Below are 19042 nucleotides of genomic sequence, written 5' to 3' on the forward strand. Positions count from 1 at the left end.
CAACTCTCCAAGGTTCACAAAAGTCCACGCTCCGGCGGATGACCCGGCCGGGATCCGCGACGTCCAGGCTGTGCGCGGCGGGCAGCACTCGGCGTTTTCTGGCCACTGCGCCGACCGCCCCATGGACGCCCGTCCGTGCCGGGCCCTGACCAGCCACCGCAACCTGGCAAACCGCCGCACCGGACGGACGACCCGCGACCCACGACCGCCGCCGACCGCACGATTGATGCCGCCGACCGCGCGGACCTGGTCGAAACGCTCGGGAAGCCGACGCCTCCACAGCGCGGGGTGCTGACGGAGCGGCAACCTGCACGCGCCACCCCACAGACGCAACGCCCCGAAACGGGAACGGGCAGCACAACCCCGACGCGAGGCGGTGCTGCCCGTTCGCCGGGCCGTCAGGGCTGGTCGAAGTTGACCGTCACCGACGTGTAGCCCAGGCGGGTGAACAGGCTCTCCAGCATCCGCTGGGTGTTCTGTTTGGCCCGCTGGTCGAGGCCACTCGCGCGCGCCGCCTCGGTGATCCGCTGCTGCGCCAACTGATACACCTGCTGCTGCTTGTTCGGATCGTTCTTGAACGCGTCGCCGATGCGGTTCAGCAACCCGCGTTCCTCGGCGACGACGTAACTCTTCTGCATGTCGAGCGCCGCCGTGGACTGCTGCGGGGGCGGCAACGTGATCGTCACGGTCTTGTTGGTGTTGTCCACCTTGAGCGCGTCCGTCGACAGCGAACCGAACTCCACATACTCCTCGACGGTGCCCGAGCCCACGAACAGGGTGCGCTGGTTGATCAGGAAGTCGGGGATGTTGTTCTTGTCTTCCTGGAGGTCGACGATGACCTGGAAGGTGCCGTCGGCGGCCACGTAACGGCTCAGGTCGCGCATGGACTGAAGCAGGACCGGCTGGCTGCGGTCGGTGGTCTTGTCGGAGAACGGGTTGTCGAAGCTCGGCAACACGTGCACCGCTCGAAGACCGAGACAGGCGGCGACGATCAGCGCGAAGACGAAGCCGGTGAAGATGAGCAGGCGAGCGAAACCGTTCCGGCCTGGTTTCGGCTCCGGGGCGGTGTCCGGGGTTTCGTCGGACGCAGCCGGAGTTCCGTCGGGCGCGGCCGGGTACTCCCTGGTCGGCTCGTCGACATCGGGTGAGTTGGCCATGACTCCACGTTAGAAGAGGGGTACGACATTTTCATTTCGAGGGCGCTCAGCCGACTCAACCGGCGAAAGCGTCCAAACCGGTCAATTTCTGACCGATGACCAGCTGGTGGATCTCCGAGGTTCCCTCGTAGGTGAGCACGCTTTCGAGGTTGTTCGCGTGCCGCATCACCGGGTACTCCCCGCTGATCCCGTTGCCGCCCAGGATCGTGCGGCACTGGCGAGCGATCTTGATGGCTTCCCGCACGTTGTTCAGCTTGCCCACGCTGACCTGCTCGGGACGTAACGCCCCGGTCTCATCTCGGCGACGACCTAGATGCAGCGCCAGCAGGAAACCTTTCTGCAGCTCGAGAGCCATGTCCGCGAGCTTGGCCTGGGTCAGCTGGAACCCGGCGAGAGGCCGGCCGAACTGCGAGCGCGTCGTCGCGTAATCCAGCGCCACCGCCAGGCACTCGCGCGCCGCACCGAGAGCACCCCAGACGATGCCGAACCGGGCCTCGGTGAGACAGGACAGCGGCGCCTTCAACCCGGCCGCCGACGGAAGCTGAAATGCGGCGGGGACGCGTACGTCATCCAGCGAAATCGAACCGGTGCTGGACGCCCGCAGCGACATCTTGTGCTTGATCTCCCGGGCGGAGAATCCCGGCGTATCCGTCGGCACCGCGAAACCGACCACACCCTCGTCGGCGCGCGCCCAGATCACCGCGACGTCCGCCAGCGGCGCGTTGGTGATCCACATCTTGCCGCCGTTGAGTACCCAGTCGTCGCCGTCGCGGCGCGCCCGGGTCGACATGTTCGCCGGGTCGGAGCCATGGTCCGGCTCGGTGAGCCCGAAGCAGCCGATCAGCTCGCCGGCCGCCATCCCGGGCAGCCAGCGCTGCTTCTGCTCCTCGCTGCCGTACCGCCAGATCGCGTACATGGCCAGCGATCCCTGCACACTGACCAGCGAACGCACCCCGGAGTCGGCAGCTTCCAACTCCATGCAGGCGATCCCGTACGCCACCGCGGAGGCACCCGCGCAGCCATAGCCCTCGAGATGCATGCCGAGCAGCCCCAGCTTGCCGAATTCGAGAGCCAGCTCGCGGACCGGGGCCGCGCCGTCCTCGTACCACTGCGCGACCGAAGGACGCACCCGGTCGTCGGTCACGCGGCGCACGAGCGCGCGCACGTCACGCTCCTCGTCGGTAAGCAAACTGTCGAGATCGAGCAGATCCAACGGGGCGACCACCATGTCGCTCAACCTAACGGGTGACTCAGTCCTGGACGACCAGGACCCGTGCGTGAATTTGATTGCGTTGCTGAAGCGCGGCACGCAACGCCCGGTGCAGCCCGTCCTCGAGATACAGAGCGCCCTGATATTCCACGACGTGCGGGAACAGGTCGCCGTAGAACGTCGAATCCTCGGCCAGCAGCTTGTCCAGCGCGAGCTCGCGCTTGGTGGTGATCAGGTCGGCCAGCCGGATCGGGCGGGGCGGGATCTCGGACCACGCCTTGAGCGTGGTGTTGTGATCGGGGTACGGGGCTCCGTCCCGGACCGCTTTGAAGATCACGGTCGTTTCCCCCCTCTCCGAACCGAATCGCTCTCAGCCTAGTCGTGCCATCGTCACCGGGCGCTCGCCCATCGGCCATGATGCACCACGTCGTCGAGCGGCCGTTGACCGCGTTTGCGTGACGGCGACCTCTCGGCCGGGGCGCGATAGCCGACCGAGAGCGTACCGACCGGGGTGAACTCCGGTGGCACCCCGAACGCCTCGCGGAACCTGTCCACGGCCGGCACCGGCACCCCGAAGAAGCACGAGCCGAGACCCTCGTCGACGGCGCTGAGGTGCATCAACAGCGCCGCGAATCCGGCATCGATGTCCCAGTACGCCACCGGCCAGCGCTCCTCGAGCGGCGCCGTCCAGTGCTTGTCCGGCTCGGCGTAGCGCTTCTCGTAGGCGGACCGGTTCGATAACGCGACGATCAGCAGCGGCGCCTTGCGCATCCGGGTCAGCCACGAATTCGAGCCGTCGGCCGTGACCGCCCAATAGAGATCACGGTCGGCCGGTGACGTGAGGACCAGGAAGCTCCAGCCCTGCGAGAATCCGGCGCTCGGCGCCCGCAGCCCGTGCCGGACGATCTTGTCGACGAGGGCGGCCGGCACCGGGCGGTCCGGGTCGTAGTCGCGGACCATGCGGCGGCGCCGGACCACCTCGTCGAACTCCATCAGGCCCGGATGCCCCAGGACGCCGTCCACCGCTCACCGGAGGCGAGCACGGTCAGGTCGCGGCCGGTGCGGAACGAGTCCGGCGGGCAGGTCATCGGCTCCACCGCGACCGAGCGGCGGAACCGCTCGCCGTGCAGCGTGTCGCCAGTGAAGACCTGCCAGTAGGTGAACTTGTCGTCCGCCCAGACCACGATCTCGCGCTCGGAGCCGGCGTCGGACAGCGTCACCCGGGTGATCCCGTCCGCGTCGTGCTCGATGTCGCCGAACGTGGTGTCCAGGACCAGGTCGCCGATCTTGCGGGCCTCGGTGAAGTCGTAGTCGGTGCCGGCCACCGAGACCGTGCCGATCGGCAGCAGCCGCGAGTCGGCCTGGATCCGGTTCTTGCCGGGCACGTGCAGCACCGTGTCCTCGACCGCGACGCCGGGCAACCGCACGTACGGGTGCACCGAGTAACCCCAGGGCGCGTCCTCGGGGCCGATGTTCACGACCTCCTGGTCGCAGCGCAGGCCCTGGGCCGAGACCGACCAGCGGGCGCGAAGGCGCAGCCAGAACGGGTAACCGATCTGGGCGGGCAGCACGTACTCGAGCGTGACCGCGTCGGCCGCCTGCTCCACCACCTCCCAGCGGGACCAGTTGACCAGGCCGTGGATCGCGTTGTTGCGGGCCGGCTCGGTCAGCGGAAGCTGGTAGCTCTTCTCCTGGAACGTGTACTTCCCGTCGCGGATCCGGTTCGGCCACGGGGCCAGGATCTGACCGGCCGACGCCGGGGACAGCTCGTCCGGCGCGAACCCGTCGAGCACCGGTGTGCCGTCGACCGTGTACTCCCGCAGGACGCCGCCGACCTCCACCACCACGGCCCGATGGCCCTCGGCCTCGATGGTCCATTGCTGGCCGGACCGGGCTCCTACAACGCTCGTCATGACTCGGACCCTATCGTTTGGGTTTTCTCGGACGGACTTCGCGGCGGCCGGTAGTGCACCAGCGCCGGGAAGACCGCTGCCAGCACAATCGCCAATCCGGCGGCGGCGAAACCACCACCGGCCCAGGACACCGTGATGCTGCTGACACTCGCGGTCGCACCGGCCCGGAGATCGCCGAGCCGCGGTCCGCCCGCCACCACCACGGTGAAGACGCCCTGCAGCCGGCCGCGCATCCGGTCCGGGGCGAAGACCTGCAGCATCGACTGCCGGTAGACCGCGCTCACCAGGTCGGCCGCGCCGCCCACGCCGAGCAGCAGCAACGCGAGCCACAACTGATGCGCGAGCCCGGACAGGCCGATCGCGACGCCCCAGCAGACCACCGCGACCACCAGGGCGACGCCCTGCCGTTTGACCCGGCCGATCCAGCCGGAGAACAGGCCGCCCACCACCGAGCCGATCGCGATGGCGCTGAACAGCCAGCCCACCACCGACGGACCGCCGAAGCGGTCGGCCGCGACCTCCGGGAACAGCGCCCGCGGCATCGCGAACACCATCGCGATGATGTCCACCGCGAACGACAGCAGCAGCACCGGCTGGGTGACCAGGAACCGCAGGCCGTCGCCGATGCCGCGCAGGCCGGCCGAGGGTCGTGGCGCACCCGGTTCGTGCTCGACCGGCGGGATCGACGGCAGCTTCCAGGTGGCCCAGAACGAGATCGAGAACAGCGCGGCGTCGACCAGGTACGCCACCGTGACGCCGGCGCCCGTGCTGACCAGCCCGAAGATCAGGCCCGCGGCCAGCGGCCCGACCACGCCGCCGGCGGTGCTCGTCGTGTAGTTCAGCGTGTTCGCGGCCGGGACCAGCCGGGCCGGCACCAGCCGCGGAATGATCGCCTGCCGGGTCGGCGAGCTCACCGCGAACCCGGCCGACTGCAGCGCCGTCAGCCCGAGCAGCAGGTAGCCGCTGCGCACGCCGAGCACGGCCTGCACCAGCAGCCCGACGGTGGACAGCCAGGCCAGCGTCGAACTCACCAGCAGCAGCTTGCGCCGGTCCACCACGTCGGCCGCGGCGCCGCCCCACAAGCCGAAGATCAGCAGCGGGATCAGCCCGGCGATGCCGAGCAGGCCCACCCAGGCCGACGAGTGGGTGATCGCGAACATCTGCACCGGCACGGCGACCGCGGTGAACTGGAACCCGAAGAACGAGACGCCGTTGCCCACCCACATCCGCCGGTAGGCGACCAGCCGCAGCGGGCGGAGGTCCATCAGCCAGGACTTCCGCTCACGCTCCTCGACTATCTCCTCGACCGCCTCCACGGCCTCCTGGCTCACGGCGCGAGCCTCTCGACAACCCAAGAGCCTTCCCCCGTACGCCGGAAGCGCAGTCGATCATGCAGGCGGCTGCTCCGCCCCTGCCAGAACTCGACCGTCTCCGGCACGACGCGGAGTCCACCCCAGTGCGGCGGCGGTGGCACCGGTTCGTCGCCGAAGCGCTCGGTCACGGCGGTCAGCGCGTCGTCCACCGCGGCGCGGTCCGGCACCACCCGGGACTGCGGGCTGGCCCAGGCGCCCAGCTGAGAGCCGCGCGGACGGGAGGCGAAGTACTCCTCGGTCTCGGCCCTGCTCACGCGTTCCACCGGGCCGGCCACGATCACCTGGCGCTGCATCGGGAACCACGGGAAGACCAGGCTGGCGTACGCGTTCCCGGCGAGATCGGTGCCCTTGCGGGACTCGTAGTTCGTGTAGAAGACGAATCCGCGTACGTCGTAGGCCTTGAGCAGCACGGTCCGCGCCGAGGGGTGCCCGTCCCGGCCGGCCGTCGCCACGATCATGGCGTTCGGTTCCGGCAGGCCCGCCGCGGCGGCAGCGGCGAACCAGGTGGCGAACTGGGCGGTCCAGTCGGGGGCGAGATCGGTCTCGAGGAGGGGACCACGCTCGGTGTAGTCACGCCGCATCGCGGACGGCGAGGGGGGTTCAGGGGTCACGAGCGTTCTCCATCACTTGGCAGGTAACGACCGTAAGTCTCCCCAGGCCGGACGTCAGGCGGGTGAGGATGGATGTCACCGATCGCACACCGTGGTGGGTCGACCGCCGGTGCGCGGGTTGGCAAGATGAAATACTTGAGTTTTTGGTGCAAGGAGCCCCATGACCGACTTCAAGCCGGGTCTCGAGGGCGTGATCGCGTTCGAGACCGAGATCGCTGAGCCCGACAAATCCGGCGGCGCGCTGCGCTATCGCGGCGTGGACATCGAGGATCTGATCGGCCAGGTCTCCTTCGGTGACGTCTGGGGCCTGCTGGTGGACGGGCGGTTCGGGCCCGGGCTGCCGGCCGCCGAGCCGTTCCCGGTGCCGGTGCACTCCGGTGACATCCGGGTCGACGTGCAGTCCGCGGTCGCCATGCTCGCCCCCTACTGGGGCTTGGAGCAGCTCCTCGACATCGACGACGAGCAGGCCCGCAGCGACCTGGCGCGGGTGTCGGTGACCGCGCTGTCCTTCGTCGCGCAGGCGGCGCGCGGGCTGGGGCTGCCCGCGGTCCCGCAGAAAGACATCGACAAGGCCGACACGGTCACCGAGCGGTTCATGCGGCGGTGGCGGGGCGAACCCGATCCGCGGCACGTCAAGGCGCTGGATGCGTATTTCATCTCGGCCGCCGAGCACGGCATGAACGCCTCCACCTTCACCACCCGGATCGTCGCCTCCACCGGCGCCGACGCGGCCGCCTGCATCTCGTCCGGGATCGGCGCGCTGTCCGGGCCGTTACACGGGGGCGCGCCGGCCCGCGTGCTGAGCATGATCGAGGCGGTGGAGCGCAGCGGCGACGCGGAGGCGTACGTGCGCGGGGTGCTCGATCGTGGTGAGCGGCTGATGGGCTTCGGCCATCGGATCTATCGCGCCGAGGACCCGCGCGCCAAGGTGCTCCGGCGGACCGCCCGCGAGCTGGACGCGCCCCGCTTCGAGGTGGCCGAGGAGCTGGAACGCGCGGCGCTGGCCGAGTTGCAGGCCCGCAAGCCGGACCGGGTGCTGGCGACCAACGTGGAGTTCTGGTCCGCGGTGGTGCTCGACTTCGCCGAGGTGCCCGCGCACATGTTCACCTCGATGTTCACCTGCGCCCGGGTGGCCGGGTGGAGCGCGCACGTCCTGGAGCAGAAGCGGCTGAACCGGATCGTCCGGCCGACCGCCCGCTATGTGGGACCCGAGGCCCGCAAACCGCAGCAGGTTCCGGGCTGGAACCACTTAACGCATAAGGTGTGACCCGTGAGCGACATCCGGATACCTGACCCGATCAAGCCGGTGGACGGACGCTTCGGCTCCGGCCCGAGCAAGGTGCGCCCCGAGGGCGTCGAGTCGCTGTCCGCGGTGTCCCGCACGTTCCTCGGCACGTCGCACCGCCAGCGCACGGTGAAGGACCAGGTGGCTCGCCTGCGGCGCGGCCTGGCCGAGTTCTTCGCCGCCCCCGACGGGTACGAGGTGATCCTCTCCAACGGCGGCACCAGCGCGTTCTGGGAGGTCGCGACGTTCGGCCTGATCCGGGACAAGGCCCAGTTCACGGAGTTCGGCGAGTTCGGGGCGAAGTTCGCGAAGGCCGCTACCGACGCGCCGTTCCTGTCCGCCCCGACCGTGCACCGCGCGCCCGGCGGCCAGGCCGCGTTCCTGCGCGCCGAGGACGGCGTCGACGTGTACGCGCAGGTCCACAACGAGACGTCGACCGGGGTGGCGGTGCCGGTGCGCCGCGTCGCCGACGACGGCCTGCTGCTCGTCGACGCGACCTCGGGCGGCGGCAGCCTCGACGTCGACCTGCGCGAGACCGATGTGTACTACCTGGCCCCGCAGAAGGCGCTGGGCTCGGACGGCGGGATCTGGCTGGCCCTGATGTCGCCGGCCGCGATCGAGCGGGCGCACGAGATCAAGGCCACCGGACGGTATATTCCGCAGTTCCTCGACCTGGTGACGGCGATCGAGCAGTCCCGGCTGGAACAGACGTACAACACGCCGGCGCTGGCCACCGTCTATCTCGCGGCCGAGCAGCTCGACTGGATGAACGCGCAGGGCGGCCTGGCCTGGGCGGTCAAGCGCAGCGCGGAGAGTGCCGCGGCGATCTACGGATGGGCGGACCGTTCGACGTACGCGACCCCGTTCGTGACCGATCCGGAGCTGCGCTCGGCGGCGGTGGCGACGATCGACTTCGCCGACGAGGTGGACGCGGCGGCGGTCGCGAAGGTGCTGCGGGCCAACGGCGTGGTGGACACCGAGCCGTATCGCAAGCTGGGCCGCAACCAGCTGCGCGTGGCGCTCTATCCCACGATCGAGCCCTCCGATGTGACGGCTCTCACGGTCTGCATCGACTACGTTGTGGAGCGACTCTGATATTGGGGCGCAGTGGCGCGTGCGGCGCGCCGCCGCCGTGATGAGCAGCGGCGTCGCGTCTCCGATGCCCGGTTCGGGGTGGTGCTTTCGGGTCACTCGCCGTCGCGTACCGGACAGGGGTTTGAAGATCATCGCTGGTCAGGAAGAGTTGGCGGCGTGGCTTACCACCATTAGGTGACCGAGGCGCGTACCGTGTTGCGAAACGCGCCCGAGGGCTGGCTCTCGGGAGCACGGGCCAACGCGGCTGGACGGAGGCAACGCATGCGGCCGGTACGCTTCGTCGCCCTCTCCGAGGACGGTCAGGCCATGGTGCTCGCCGATGAGGTCGGCCGGCTCCTGGCGCTCCCCATCGACGATCGGGTGGCCGGCGCGATCGGGCACGACGGACAGCAGGCCTCGCCCGCGGGCACGGCCGTGGCGGTCATGTCGCCCGATGTCACGTCCTCGTTGTCCCCGCGCGACATCCAGTCCCGCATCCGCTCCGGTGAGTCCGCGGAGGACGTCGCACGCATCGCCGGCGTCCCGGTCGACCGGGTGCTGCGCTATGCGGGGCCGGTGCTGCAGGAGCGCGCGATGCTCGCCCAGCACGCCCGCCGCACGCGTTTGAAGACATCGGATTCCGGCGCCGCGCTCGCCGAGGTGGTGGACAGCCGGCTGTCGCAGCACGGCATCGACACCGAGAAGATCTCGTGGGACGCGTTCCGCCGCGACGACGGCACCTGGCGCATCGTCGCCACGTGGCCGTCCGGCAAGGCGACCGCGCAGGCCATCTGGGATCTCGACAAGGGACGCCAGGTCGTCTCGCCGCATGACGACATGGCGCAATATCTGTGTGCCGAGCGCCCGACCCAGATCCTCGGTCAGGACCCGGTGCCGGAGCGCCCGTTCATCTCCGCGCAGGGCGGCCACGGCCTGCCCGGCCCGGCATCGCGCTCCGACGCCGCCCGCCCCGGTCACGGCCTGCCCGAGACCGGCCCGCGCCGCGGCGACCGTGACCGCGGCGACCCGATCCGGTCCGGCCGCGACGCCTTGCTCGCCGCGCTGGACCGCCCGCTGACCGGCCAGACCAGCGGCCGCAACCTGGACGCCGGCCCCGCCGAGACGCCCCGCCGCCCGGTCGCGGGTGGTGCCGCGGCGCTGCTGGGCGGCGGTTCCGGTTCCGCCTTCGACGACGACGCCGACCTGCCGAAAGAGGTGCCGGCCGTGCCCTCGCTGGCGGTGCTGCGGCCGCGGCGCACGGTCGGCCAGCCCGGGCAGCAGCCCGCGGAGACCGACGAGACCAAGCCGCGCAAGCGCCTGCCCAGCTGGGACGACGTCCTGTTCGGCGGCGGCCCCGCGGCCCGCGAGTCGTCCTAGCTCGCCACCCTTCTAGCTCGCCGTCGTCTTGGCGGGGGCCGGGGTCGTCTTGACGGCGCTCGGGTTGCCCGGCTCCCCGACACCCGACGTCACGATCGACGTGAGCAGCGAAGCCAGCGCGGCCAGCCCGGCGACCGACAGAACCTTGCCCCAGTTCACGTCCACAATGCCCAGCCCGTTACTGGTGATCAGCGCGAGAATCGCCTGAGCAAAAGTCTTGATCAGGCGCTCGAGTGCCTGCTTCCAGAAGTTCTTGGTGAACACGAGTCTCCTTAGGTCGCACCTCGCCAGTACGAACGGCCACATTCGACCGTGGTTCAGCCAACCTAGGCTGAGGCGCATGGATCTCGAACACCTTCTGGACATGCTGGCCGCGCCGGATCCGGTGGTCCGTGACGAGCAGGCGTACACGCAGGTCGCCGCCCTGGTACGCGCCGGCTCGCTGGACGACCGGCTGGTCGAGATCGGCGATGCGATGGCGGACCGGTTCGCGCATCCGGAGATCCAGGCGCGGGCGTTCGCGCCTTTGGTGCTCGGCCTCGTGGTGCGGCGGTCGCTTGTGGATGATGCCGTGGTGCGGCGCTGGTGGGAGGCGTTCGCGTCGTGGTGGCCGGCCCAGACTGACGTCCAAGGGTGGGATCCGGAGCTCGGGTGGTTGCATGCGGTGGCGCACGGGGCCGACCTGGTCGGCGCGTTCGGGGCGTCGACGCGGCTGCCGGCGGGCCTGTTGCTCACCCTGATCGCGGCGCGAACGACGGCACCCAGTTCCTACCGGTACGAGCAGATGGAGGAGGACCGGCTGGCCCGGGCCGCGGCGGAAGTCCTGTCGCGTCCGGACTTGACCGTTGCGGAGTCCACCGGATGGCTCGAGGTGGTCGACAAGTTGTTCGCGACGGGTGGACCGGGCCCGGTGCCGGCCCCGGTGGCCAACACATTGGCGATGTTGAAGGCGACCTACATCATGGCGGACCGCGGCGGTGCGGCCGTCGTGGCGGAGGGGATCGCCGAGCGGCTGCATTTCGTGTTCCCCGCGTATCCGGCGGCCCGCTGAACGCGAGAGGGACCGCTCACGCTCTGCACAGGACACGTTTATCAGGCGCACCGGACAGGGATCGCTGGTGCGGGGCCCAGAACGGCCGCCCACAGACCCGGTACCCGGGGGCGGCCCGGGACCGAGGGCGGCCCGGGACCGAGGGCGGCCCGGGACCGAGGGCGGCCCGGGACCGAGGGCAGCCCCGGTACCGAGGGCAGCGCGGTCGAGCCGATCATGGCCCGGGTCATGCGGCCAGTCGCCCTGGGGCACCGCATCGGGGTGCCCTCGCTGCGGCACATGAGGTTCGAACGCCGCACCGCCCACGAGACGACGCTGGGCCTGGACGCACGATCGCGGACCCGCCACCCCACCGCGTCCCGGTTGGGCTACGCGGACGGAATGCCGCTGCACGCTCGCTTTCGTAGCCTTCGCGCGCATTTGATGCCACCTTGCCCCGATGTGCCGGCGGGAATTTCGAGACCTTGGAGAGTTATGGCTCGAATGTGGGCCTAACTCTCCAAGGTCTCGAAATCGGGCGGCAAACGGCCACTCCAAAAGCTGCTATAGATGGACAAAATCACCGTCCTATTCGGACGAGCGTCCACGATGCGGATACCTGCTTCCGAATAGTGGAACCGTTCAGTTGTTTCTCGCGCCGCTCACCTTCCGATGAGTTGGCCTTCCATCGCAGGTCTGTGAGGGCTCTAGCTGTGGGGAGCTGGGACGTTCCGGCCGTGGCGGGTGCCCACACCTGCGGTGGGTCGCCGCGGCGTGGGCAACCACAACCTCCCCGGCCTCGCAACTCCCCACACCCGGGTGAGGGCCGCCGCGACGTGGGCAACCACAACCTCCCCGGCCTCGCAACTCCCCACACCCGGGTGAGGGCCGCCGCGACGTGGGCAACCACAACCTCCCCGACGTCGCAACTCCCCACACGGGGGGCTGCCACTGTGCGGAGCTGGGACCTGTCCGGGCCTGGCGGCGTCGCCTCGCACGGGGGACTCCCGGCCGACGGAGCCAGATGAACAGTTACGAATAGTGAAAACGCGTTGGGGGTCAGCTCAAGTGGGAGGCCGGATACGGGCGGGTGACGCGGTGGACACGCGGTCGGTCACTTCCGTCGTAGGGGAGATGACCTCGCCGAGCATGACCACGTCGGACAGTCGGGGTTGCTGACACCTCGGCCGCGGTGTGCCTCGGGCGACAACCCGTAGACGAACGAGCCGACGGCAGCGGCCAACGCGGCGTAACGGAGGCGGCGGCGCGCGAGGTGACGCGTGGGGAGTCGCGGCCTAGGCACCGGCTTGTACGCCCGGCGCACGGCGATGGGGTGCGGCGGCGACTCTGCGCGGACTGGCTGCCCGCCTGCCGGGGTGAGCGGGCGGGACGGCCCGGGCGTGGGTGAGGAGGGTGAGTTGCAGCTGGCCGGCCGGGCGCCACGGGACTCTGCCAGCCCGTACGTGGGGAATGGTCTTTTATTTGACTATCACCGGCTCCTCTATGCGGTGGGCGGCCAGTGGAGTCTCCGGGCTTAGCCACGAGCTGTCGGGTGCGCCCTGCGGGTTGGCCACCCAGTCACGACATATCCGGTTTATGCCGATGGGGTGGATCGTCAGGGTGCCGTCGGAGGCGATGTGCATGCGCAGGAAGCTCTTGGCGTCCTCGATGCCCTGGCCGGCGAAGAGTTCGTTGACGTTGACGTCGAAGAAGCTGGCGATCAGCAAGTAGAGCGCGCACAGCTGAGTGGACACGAAGCCGATGATCGGGCCGTAGATGACCGCGGCGACCACCAGCGGGGCCGGCCACGCCCAGTCGTGCGGGGGTAATCGGAGCCAGACCCACGTGCCGCCGATGGCCAGCGCGATCTGGGCGAGGGCGTGCGACAGGCCGAGGAGCCAGCGTTTCGCGTGGGTCTTGCGGTTGGCGGCGGTGGGCTGGGCGAACAGGACGCCGCCGGCCAGGATCAGGAACAGCATGATGGAGAGCGGGATCGTGAACAGGCGCTGGATCGTGTCGGCCTGGCCGACCGCGCCCGCCATGGCCAGCATCGTCAGCGTCTGGATCAGGCCGAGCATGGTGACGAAGCCGGGATTGCGGGTGGGCACCCGGCCGAACACACCCCAGCTCATCCGGCGCGAGGTCGCGGCGTCCGGGAAGCGGGCGCGCAGGCCGTAGCGGCGGCTGTCGCTCTTGCTGCGGGTGAGCGTCTCCACCGGCGGGACCACCAGGGCGTCCGGGAGCTGATGCGTAGCCAGCAGGTAGGCGCCGCCGCCGCCACACGTGATCAGCTCGCGCTCGGCGTCGTTATAGCGCGCGTAGTGGTGCAGGTCGCCGGAGACGAGCACGCGCACCTCGGCCTCGGCGGGCGTGAGGATCGCGCGGATGAAGTAGTCGATCGCGTCGTACGTCTCCGGGTCGTCCTTGGCCTTGACCCACTTCGGTGACGGCGTCATCAGGATGACCTTGTCGCCGGGGCGGATGTGCTGGGCGGCCTTTTCGAAGTAGAGAAGCTGGGGATCGTCGATGTACGCCCCGGACTGCTCGTCGATCGCGAACAGCCACCAGTTCGCGGGGAGCCGCACCGCGAAATACGACCGGCGCTGCTGGGTGAGCCAGCCCCCGATGTAACCGTCCTTGCGGCGGGCGAACAAACGCAGGAAGGCGGTCAGCCCGTCATACCAATCGTGGTTGCCGGGGAGCGCGAACAGCGTCGGGCGCGGGCCCGCGAGGGGAGTTTCCGGCAGCGCGGCGCGATAAGGGCCCTTTGTCCGATTCTCGTAGCCGTCGCCGCGGGCCAGCGGATAGACCTGGTCGCCGCCCATCAGCAGCAGCCGGCCCCGGGGCAGCGACGCGTCGCCGACGTCGAGCCGGGGCTGGGCCAGTAGGTATGCCACCGAATAGGTCGCGTGGAAACCGTCGCCCAGGTCGGCCACGTAGTCGAGCCAGATCTCGCCGTCCTCGGTCATCGAGTGGTCGAACCAGCTGCCGTCCAACGAGTTCTGCAGCTCGCGCTTGTCCAGGTAGGCGCCGAAGAGGAAGGCCAGCAGGGCGCGTAACCCCGTATTGAGCAGGAGCAACGGCGCCAGCCAGCCCACCGGCCGCTGCGGGGTGAAGCCGAGCTCCTTCGGATCCATGCTGCGCGGCCGAGGGGGTTCGACTCGGGAAATCGTGTCGTCGGTCACGTTAGGCACATTAGACCGGGGGTGCGACAGTTTTCGATCCACGCCACGTCCAGCCCCCGCCTCGGCGCTCCGGCCGGATACCGTACACTTGGTCTCCGTTGCCGCCTTAGCTCAGTCGGCTAGAGCGACGCACTCGTAATGCGTAGGTCGACGGTTCGATTCCGTCAGGCGGCTCCAGTAGAGGTCCAGGTCAACCAACCTGGGCCTTTTTCAATTACGCTGCCGCCGCCTGCCAGGCCTCGTCGGCCGCGGCCTTCAACGCCATGCCCTCGTCGCCCCGGTAGCGGAAGAAGCGTGGCAACGCCGCCGCCAGCGCCACCGTGCCCGCGATGCACAACACGCCGCCCACCCAGATCGAGCCGGTCACCCCGATGCGGGTACGGGCCATCGTGCCCGAGCGCAACTGGCCCAGCAGCGGTCCCGTCGTGTACGAGAGCAGCTCGATCCCGGCCAGGCGACCGCGCAGGTGGTCGGGGATCGTCTGGCTCCAGATGATGTCGCGGAAGATGCCGGAGTACATGTCGGCGGCGCCCGCGAACGCCAGGCACAGCAACGTCAGCCACAGCGTGTGCGAGAAGCCCACGCCGACGATGCCCACGCCCCAGAAGAAGGCCGCCAGCAGGACCATCACGCCGTGCCGCTGGACGCGCGACGTCCACGCGGAGCCGAGCGTCGAGAGCAGCGACCCGGCGGCGGGCGCGGCGTAGAGCAGGCCGAGCACGCGCGGGCCGCCCAACCCGGTCGCCAGGAACGGGAACAGCGCCTGCGGCATGCCGAACAACATGGCGTTGATGTCGACCAGGTAGGTGCCCATCAGCTCGGGGCGGGAACGCGCATACCGCAGGCCGGTCAGCACGGCCCGCACCGACGGGCGGTCGGCGGACGGCGGCGGGGGCACGGCTCGCAGCAGGGTCAGGCACGTCAGCGACACCGCGAAGGTGAGCAGGTCCAAGGCGTACACCCAGGAGAGCGAGACGGACGCGATCAGCAGGCCGGCCAGCGCCGGACCGCCCAGCTGAGCCACCTGCGAGCCGAGCGACTGCAACGCGATCACGGCGGGGAGCTGGGTCGGCGCCACCAGCCGGGGAACGAGAGCCTCGAGGGCGGGACGTTGCACGCCGTCCACACACGCCGTGAGCGCTGCCACGACGTACAGGAGCCAAAGGTGTGGTCTTGAGGAGAGAGCGTTGATCAGCAGGACGGCACAGAGCCCGGTCAGGGCGAACTCGCCGGCCCGGACCAGGAGGCGGCGGTCGAGGTAGTCGGCGAGCGCGCCCCCGACGAACGCCATGACCAGCAGCGGGACCAGCTCGCACACGCCGAGCAGGCCGACCATCAGCGGGTCGTGGGTGAGCGCCGCGACCTGGAACGGGATCGTGACATACGTGATGAAAGAGCCGAAACCGGAAGTCGAGCCCCCGATGAAGACCAGCCGATAGTCACGGGACGTGCGGAGGGGGCTCAGATCCACGCCGAGGATCGTAGGGAACCTATTTCAGGACAAGGCGCCCGGTGGCCTCGAACGACGCGAGATCGGCCAGCGTCTCGTCCAGGACGAACGACTTCGGGCCGGGCAGCGCGTCCAGCGGGAAGAAACCGGCGTCGACAGACTCGTCTGTCTCGCGCAGCAGCGTCCCCTCCCAGGTGTGGATCCGGAACGACATGAGGATCTGCTGGTAGGTGTGCCCGTAGTCATTCGTGTACGTATATGAGCTGTAGAACGCGAACGGGGTGAGCGACGTGGCCCGGAGCCCGGTCTCCTCCCACACCTCGCGGATCGCGCACTCCTCCATGCTCTCGCCGAGCTCCATCGCCCCGGCCGGGATCGCCCAGCGCTTGTTGTCGGAGCGTTGGATCAGCAGCAATCTGTCCTGCTCGTCGATGATCACGCCACGCGCGCCGACGAAGAGAATGGTGTCGGTGTCCCCGATGCTCGCCCGCACTCGGCCCAGATAAGACTCAGCCCACGTCAATGCCACGCGCCAACTTTAGTCATGCCGATTTCTTGGCCGCCTTCTTCGCGGGTGTGGCCTTCTTGGCCGCGGCCTTCTTGGCGGGAGCTTTCTTGGCGGCAGCTTTCTTGGCCGGCGGCGCGGCAGACTCCCCGCGCGCCTGCTTGGCCCTCTCCACCGACGCCTTCAACGCCGCCATCAGGTCGATCGCCGCGGACGGCTCCTCCTCGGCCTCCTCGGGCTGGACCACCTCACGCCCCTCGACCTTCGCGTCGATGACCTCCTGCAGGGCGGCCCGGTAGTTGTCGGTGAACTCGTCCGGTTTGAAGGACCCGGCCATCGAGTCGATCAGCGACTGCGCCATGGCCAGCTCGGCGGGCCGGGTCTCGATGTCGTCGTCGAGGAAGCCGAACTCGGGCGCGCGCACCTCGTCCGGCCACAGCATGGTGTTCAGCACCAGCACGCCCTCGTGCACCCGAAGGGTGGCGAGCTGTTCGCGCTGACGCATCGCGATCTTGACGATCGCCACCCGGTCGGCGTCCTGCAGAGCGTCCCGGAGCAGCACGTACGGCTTCGCGGCCTGCCCTTCCGGCTCCAGGTAGTACGCCTTGGCGAACAGGATCGGGTCGATCTGGTCGGCGGGCACGAACTCCATCACGTCGATCGCCCGGGACGTGGTCAGCGGCAGGTCGGCGAAGTCCTCGTCGGTGAGGATCACCATCTCGCCGCCGCCGATGTCGTAGCCCTTGGCGATGTCGTCGTAGCTGACCACCTCGCCGTCGATGGAGCAGGTGCGCTGGTATTTGATCCGGCCGCCGTCGGTGCGGTGCACCTGATGGAACCGGATGTCCTTCTCCTCGGTCGCGGAGTAGAGCTTGACGGCGATCGACACCAGACCGAAGGAGACCGCGCCTTTCCAGATCGCTCGCATGACCACTCCCATACCCAGCGTGAGGCGTTCTGATCAGGATGTCATCAGTGAGACGCCTGCGTAAGGTGTTCGCCGGTGCCTATGGTGATCGGGTGCCTGGTGCGCCGCTGTCTCCGATGCTGGCCACCGCCGGCGCGCTGCCGTCCGGCTCCGAGTGGAGTTACGAGTTCAAGTGGGACGGCGTCCGGGTGCTCGCGCTGTTCAGCGGCGGGCCGCCGGACCTGTTCGCGCGCTCTGGAGCGGTGGTAACTGCCGCATATCCAGAAATTTCGGATATGTACCTTCCGCCCGGCACGCTGCTCGACGGCGAGATGGTGGTCCTCGACCGCCTGGGCCGGCCGTCGTTCACTTTCCTGGCCGAGCGGATGCACGTACGCGAACGACAACGGGCGGCCCGGCTCGCAGTACAGCACCCGGTCACGTACATGATCTTCGACCTGCTCTATTACGAGGGCAACGACTTCACCGGCCTGCCGTACCTGGCCCGCCGGGAGAAGCTCGAAGAGCTGGGTCTCACCGGCCCGCACTGGACCGTCCCGCCGTCGTTCGGCGACGGCGCGGCCACCGAGGCCGCCGCCCGGGAGAACCACCTCGAAGGCGTCCTCGCCAAACGCTCCGACTCGGTCTACCTGCCCGGCCGGCGCTCGCCCGACTGGATCAAACACAAGTTCGACCGGACCGGCGACTACGTGATCGGCGGCTGGCGTTCCGGCGCCCGCAAGCTCGGTGGCCTGCTGATCGGCGTCCCCACCCCGGACGGCCTGGCGTTTCGCGGCCGGGTCGGCGGCGGGATCAGCGGGGCCGCCGAGAAGGAGCTGCTCGGCGTACTCGAACCGCTGGCCAGCCGGGAGTCGCCGTTCGCACCGGGCGCGGTGCCTCGCGAGGACGCCAAGGGCGCCAAGTGGGTGCGCCCCGAGCTGGTGGTCGAGGTCCGCTACGGCAACAAGACGCCGGACGGCCGCTTGCGTTTCCCCCGCTTCGTGCGGTTGCGTGACGACAAGACCGCGCAGGACTCCGTGGAGGAGGACGACGATGGCCGGTGACCGGTTCATGGTGTCGATCGACGGACGCGACCTCGAGCTCTCCAACCTCGACAAGATCCTGTATCCGAAGGCCGGTTTCACCAAGGGCGAGGTCATCGACTACTACACCCGGATCGCGCCGGTCATGCTGCCGCATCTGGCGGGCCGCGCGGCCACCCGGATCCGCTTCCCGGACGGTGTCGACGGCATCAAATTCTTCGAGAAGAACAAGCCCGGCGGTACGCCCACGTGGGTGCACCTGGAAACGTTGCCGGTCCCCGGATCCACCAAAAGCCGCGAAACGATCGACTTCGTGGTGGTGGACGACCTGCCCACGCTGGTCTGGCTCGCCAACCTCGCCGCGCTCGAACTACACACCCCGCAATGGCGGATCGGCGCCGACCCGGACATGCTCGTGGTCGACCTCGACCCGGGGGCGCCGGCCGGCCTGCAGGAGTGCTGCGCGGTGGCGGTCCTGATCCGCGATCGGCTTGCCACCGACGGGGTCAAGGCGTACCCGAAAACCTCCGGCAAAAAGGGCATGCAGCTCTGCTGCCCCATCTCCGGCACTCAGGATTCCGAGGCGGTTTCCGCGTACGCCAAGAGGGTCGCCGAAGAACTGGCCGCCATGGTGCCCGGCTCGATCACCGCGAAGATGGCGAAAGCGGTACGGCCGGGAAAGGTCTTCATCGACTGGAGTCAGAACGCCGCCGCCAAGACGACGGTGACCCCGTACTCGCTGCGCGCCCAGGAGACCCCGACCGCGTCGACGCCCCTGCTCTGGGACGAGGTGGAGGCCGTCGCCACCGGCTCCGAACCGGCCCGGCAATACCCCGCCGACGAGGTGCTAAACCGCGTCGAACAACACGGCGATCTACTCGCTGACCTGCTCAAGAAGGGCCCGGCGCTGCCATAGCCTGGG

Annotated in this window: 18 protein-coding genes and 1 tRNA gene; 7 read left to right on the plus strand and 12 right to left on the minus strand. The window is 69.3% G+C overall.

Features of this window, described 5'->3' with window-relative positions; genetic code table 11:
• Positions 1-398 precede the first annotated feature (398 nt).
• The 7 genes from HH310_RS38865 to pdxH all read right to left on the minus strand — a co-directional run bounded on the left by HH310_RS38865 (position 399) and on the right by pdxH (position 6234).
• Positions 399-1157: a DUF4230 domain-containing protein gene (locus tag HH310_RS38865; RefSeq protein ID WP_169180766.1), complete on the minus strand. Its 759-nt coding sequence runs from the start codon at positions 1155-1157 to the stop codon at positions 399-401.
• A gap of 55 nt (positions 1158-1212) precedes the next feature.
• The gene (locus tag HH310_RS38870) at positions 1213-2385 is read right to left on the minus strand and encodes an acyl-CoA dehydrogenase family protein (RefSeq protein WP_169180767.1); all 1173 of its coding nucleotides are present in this window, start codon (positions 2383-2385) and stop codon (positions 1213-1215) included.
• Between the two features lie 22 nt (positions 2386-2407).
• Positions 2408-2704: a type II toxin-antitoxin system VapB family antitoxin gene (locus HH310_RS38875; protein ID WP_169180768.1), complete on the minus strand. Its 297-nt coding sequence runs from the start codon at positions 2702-2704 to the stop codon at positions 2408-2410.
• 53 nt (positions 2705-2757) lie between these two features.
• On the minus strand, positions 2758-3360 hold the full coding sequence (locus tag HH310_RS38880; protein WP_169180818.1) for a nitroreductase family protein: 603 nt from the start codon (positions 3358-3360) through the stop codon (positions 2758-2760).
• Positions 3360-4280, minus strand: a complete 921-nt coding sequence (locus HH310_RS38885) for an aldose 1-epimerase family protein (protein ID WP_169180769.1) — start codon at positions 4278-4280, stop codon at positions 3360-3362. The genes HH310_RS38880 and HH310_RS38885 overlap by 1 nt, the downstream gene beginning before the upstream one ends.
• The gene (locus tag HH310_RS38890; RefSeq protein ID WP_169180819.1) at positions 4277-5545 is read right to left on the minus strand and encodes an MFS transporter; all 1269 of its coding nucleotides are present in this window, start codon (positions 5543-5545) and stop codon (positions 4277-4279) included. The genes HH310_RS38885 and HH310_RS38890 overlap by 4 nt, the downstream gene beginning before the upstream one ends.
• 62 nt (positions 5546-5607) lie before the next feature.
• The gene (gene pdxH, locus HH310_RS38895) at positions 5608-6234 is read right to left on the minus strand and encodes a pyridoxamine 5'-phosphate oxidase (protein WP_169180820.1); all 627 of its coding nucleotides are present in this window, start codon (positions 6232-6234) and stop codon (positions 5608-5610) included.
• Between the two features lie 190 nt (positions 6235-6424).
• On the opposite strand from pdxH, the gene HH310_RS38900 reads away from it, so the two are divergent.
• The 3 genes from HH310_RS38900 (at position 6425) to sepH (ending at position 10000) form a co-directional block, all read left to right on the plus strand.
• The gene (locus HH310_RS38900) at positions 6425-7531 is read left to right on the plus strand and encodes a citrate synthase 2 (RefSeq protein WP_169180770.1); all 1107 of its coding nucleotides are present in this window, start codon (positions 6425-6427) and stop codon (positions 7529-7531) included.
• 3 nt (positions 7532-7534) lie between these two features.
• The gene (gene serC, locus HH310_RS38905) at positions 7535-8644 is read left to right on the plus strand and encodes a phosphoserine transaminase (protein WP_169180771.1); all 1110 of its coding nucleotides are present in this window, start codon (positions 7535-7537) and stop codon (positions 8642-8644) included.
• Between the two features lie 261 nt (positions 8645-8905).
• Positions 8906-10000 carry a septation protein SepH gene (gene sepH, locus HH310_RS38910; protein WP_169180772.1) on the plus strand — a complete coding sequence of 365 codons (1095 nt, stop codon included), beginning with the start codon at positions 8906-8908 and terminating at the stop codon, positions 9998-10000.
• A 12-nt stretch (positions 10001-10012) separates the two neighbouring features.
• Here sepH and HH310_RS38915 read toward each other — a convergent pair whose 3' ends face one another.
• Positions 10013-10264, minus strand: a complete 252-nt coding sequence (locus tag HH310_RS38915; RefSeq protein WP_169180773.1) for a holin — start codon at positions 10262-10264, stop codon at positions 10013-10015.
• Between the two features lie 76 nt (positions 10265-10340).
• On the opposite strand from HH310_RS38915, the gene HH310_RS38920 reads away from it, so the two are divergent.
• A complete protein-coding gene (locus HH310_RS38920; protein ID WP_169180774.1) occupies positions 10341-11051 on the plus strand; it encodes a DUF2785 domain-containing protein in 711 nt (236 codons plus the stop codon).
• Positions 11052-12508: 1457 nt separating this feature from the next.
• Here the strand turns inward: HH310_RS38920 and HH310_RS38925 are convergent.
• Entirely contained in the window at positions 12509-14167 is a 1659-nt protein-coding gene (locus HH310_RS38925) for a metallophosphoesterase (RefSeq protein ID WP_211193189.1), read from the minus strand.
• A 148-nt stretch (positions 14168-14315) separates the two neighbouring features.
• Between HH310_RS38925 and HH310_RS38930 the strand changes: the two genes are divergently transcribed.
• Positions 14316-14392, plus strand: a tRNA-Thr gene (locus HH310_RS38930).
• A gap of 37 nt (positions 14393-14429) precedes the next feature.
• On the opposite strand, the gene HH310_RS38935 is transcribed toward HH310_RS38930, so the two are convergent.
• The 3 genes from HH310_RS38935 to HH310_RS38945 are packed head-to-tail and all read right to left on the minus strand — an operon-like array spanning position 14430 to position 17098.
• Positions 14430-15686 carry an MFS transporter gene (locus HH310_RS38935; protein WP_169180776.1) on the minus strand — a complete coding sequence of 419 codons (1257 nt, stop codon included), beginning with the start codon at positions 15684-15686 and terminating at the stop codon, positions 14430-14432.
• Between the two features lie 19 nt (positions 15687-15705).
• On the minus strand, positions 15706-16194 hold the full coding sequence (locus HH310_RS38940) for an NUDIX domain-containing protein (RefSeq protein ID WP_169180777.1): 489 nt from the start codon (positions 16192-16194) through the stop codon (positions 15706-15708).
• Positions 16195-16207: 13 nt separating this feature from the next.
• Positions 16208-17098 carry a Ku protein gene (locus HH310_RS38945; protein ID WP_169180778.1) on the minus strand — a complete coding sequence of 297 codons (891 nt, stop codon included), beginning with the start codon at positions 17096-17098 and terminating at the stop codon, positions 16208-16210.
• Between the two features lie 92 nt (positions 17099-17190).
• Between HH310_RS38945 and ligD (HH310_RS38950) the strand changes: the two genes are divergently transcribed.
• Together ligD (HH310_RS38950) and ligD (HH310_RS38955) are read left to right on the plus strand one after the other, a co-directional pair.
• Positions 17191-18141: a non-homologous end-joining DNA ligase gene (gene ligD, locus HH310_RS38950; protein ID WP_169180821.1), complete on the plus strand. Its 951-nt coding sequence runs from the start codon at positions 17191-17193 to the stop codon at positions 18139-18141.
• Positions 18131-19036: a non-homologous end-joining DNA ligase gene (ligD, locus tag HH310_RS38955; RefSeq protein ID WP_169180779.1), complete on the plus strand. Its 906-nt coding sequence runs from the start codon at positions 18131-18133 to the stop codon at positions 19034-19036. Before ligD (HH310_RS38950) ends, ligD (HH310_RS38955) begins: the two co-directional genes overlap by 11 nt.
• Positions 19037-19042: the final 6 nt, after the last annotated feature.

Origin of the sequence: Actinoplanes sp. TBRC 11911 (assembly GCF_012933445.1) — a bacterium.
Taxonomy (GTDB): domain Bacteria; phylum Actinomycetota; class Actinomycetes; order Mycobacteriales; family Micromonosporaceae; genus Actinoplanes.

Coding starts and splice junctions, on each gene's coding strand:
- ligD (WP_169180779.1), top strand. CDS start 18,131: ATGGCCGGTGACCGGTTCATGGTGTCGATCGACGGACGCGACCTCGAG.
- pdxH (WP_169180820.1), bottom strand. CDS start 6,234: ATGCGGCGTGACTACACCGAGCGTGGTCCCCTCCTCGAGACCGATCTC.
- HH310_RS38885 (WP_169180769.1), bottom strand. CDS start 4,280: ATGACGAGCGTTGTAGGAGCCCGGTCCGGCCAGCAATGGACCATCGAG.
- HH310_RS38900 (WP_169180770.1), top strand. CDS start 6,425: ATGACCGACTTCAAGCCGGGTCTCGAGGGCGTGATCGCGTTCGAGACC.
- HH310_RS38920 (WP_169180774.1), top strand. CDS start 10,341: ATGGATCTCGAACACCTTCTGGACATGCTGGCCGCGCCGGATCCGGTG.
- HH310_RS38890 (WP_169180819.1), bottom strand. CDS start 5,545: ATGGACCTCCGCCCGCTGCGGCTGGTCGCCTACCGGCGGATGTGGGTG.
- HH310_RS38945 (WP_169180778.1), bottom strand. CDS start 17,098: ATGCGAGCGATCTGGAAAGGCGCGGTCTCCTTCGGTCTGGTGTCGATC.
- sepH (WP_169180772.1), top strand. CDS start 8,906: ATGCGGCCGGTACGCTTCGTCGCCCTCTCCGAGGACGGTCAGGCCATG.
- HH310_RS38925 (WP_211193189.1), bottom strand. CDS start 14,167: ATGGATCCGAAGGAGCTCGGCTTCACCCCGCAGCGGCCGGTGGGCTGG.
- HH310_RS38870 (WP_169180767.1), bottom strand. CDS start 2,385: ATGGTGGTCGCCCCGTTGGATCTGCTCGATCTCGACAGTTTGCTTACC.
- HH310_RS38865 (WP_169180766.1), bottom strand. CDS start 1,157: ATGGCCAACTCACCCGATGTCGACGAGCCGACCAGGGAGTACCCGGCC.
- HH310_RS38880 (WP_169180818.1), bottom strand. CDS start 3,360: ATGGAGTTCGACGAGGTGGTCCGGCGCCGCCGCATGGTCCGCGACTAC.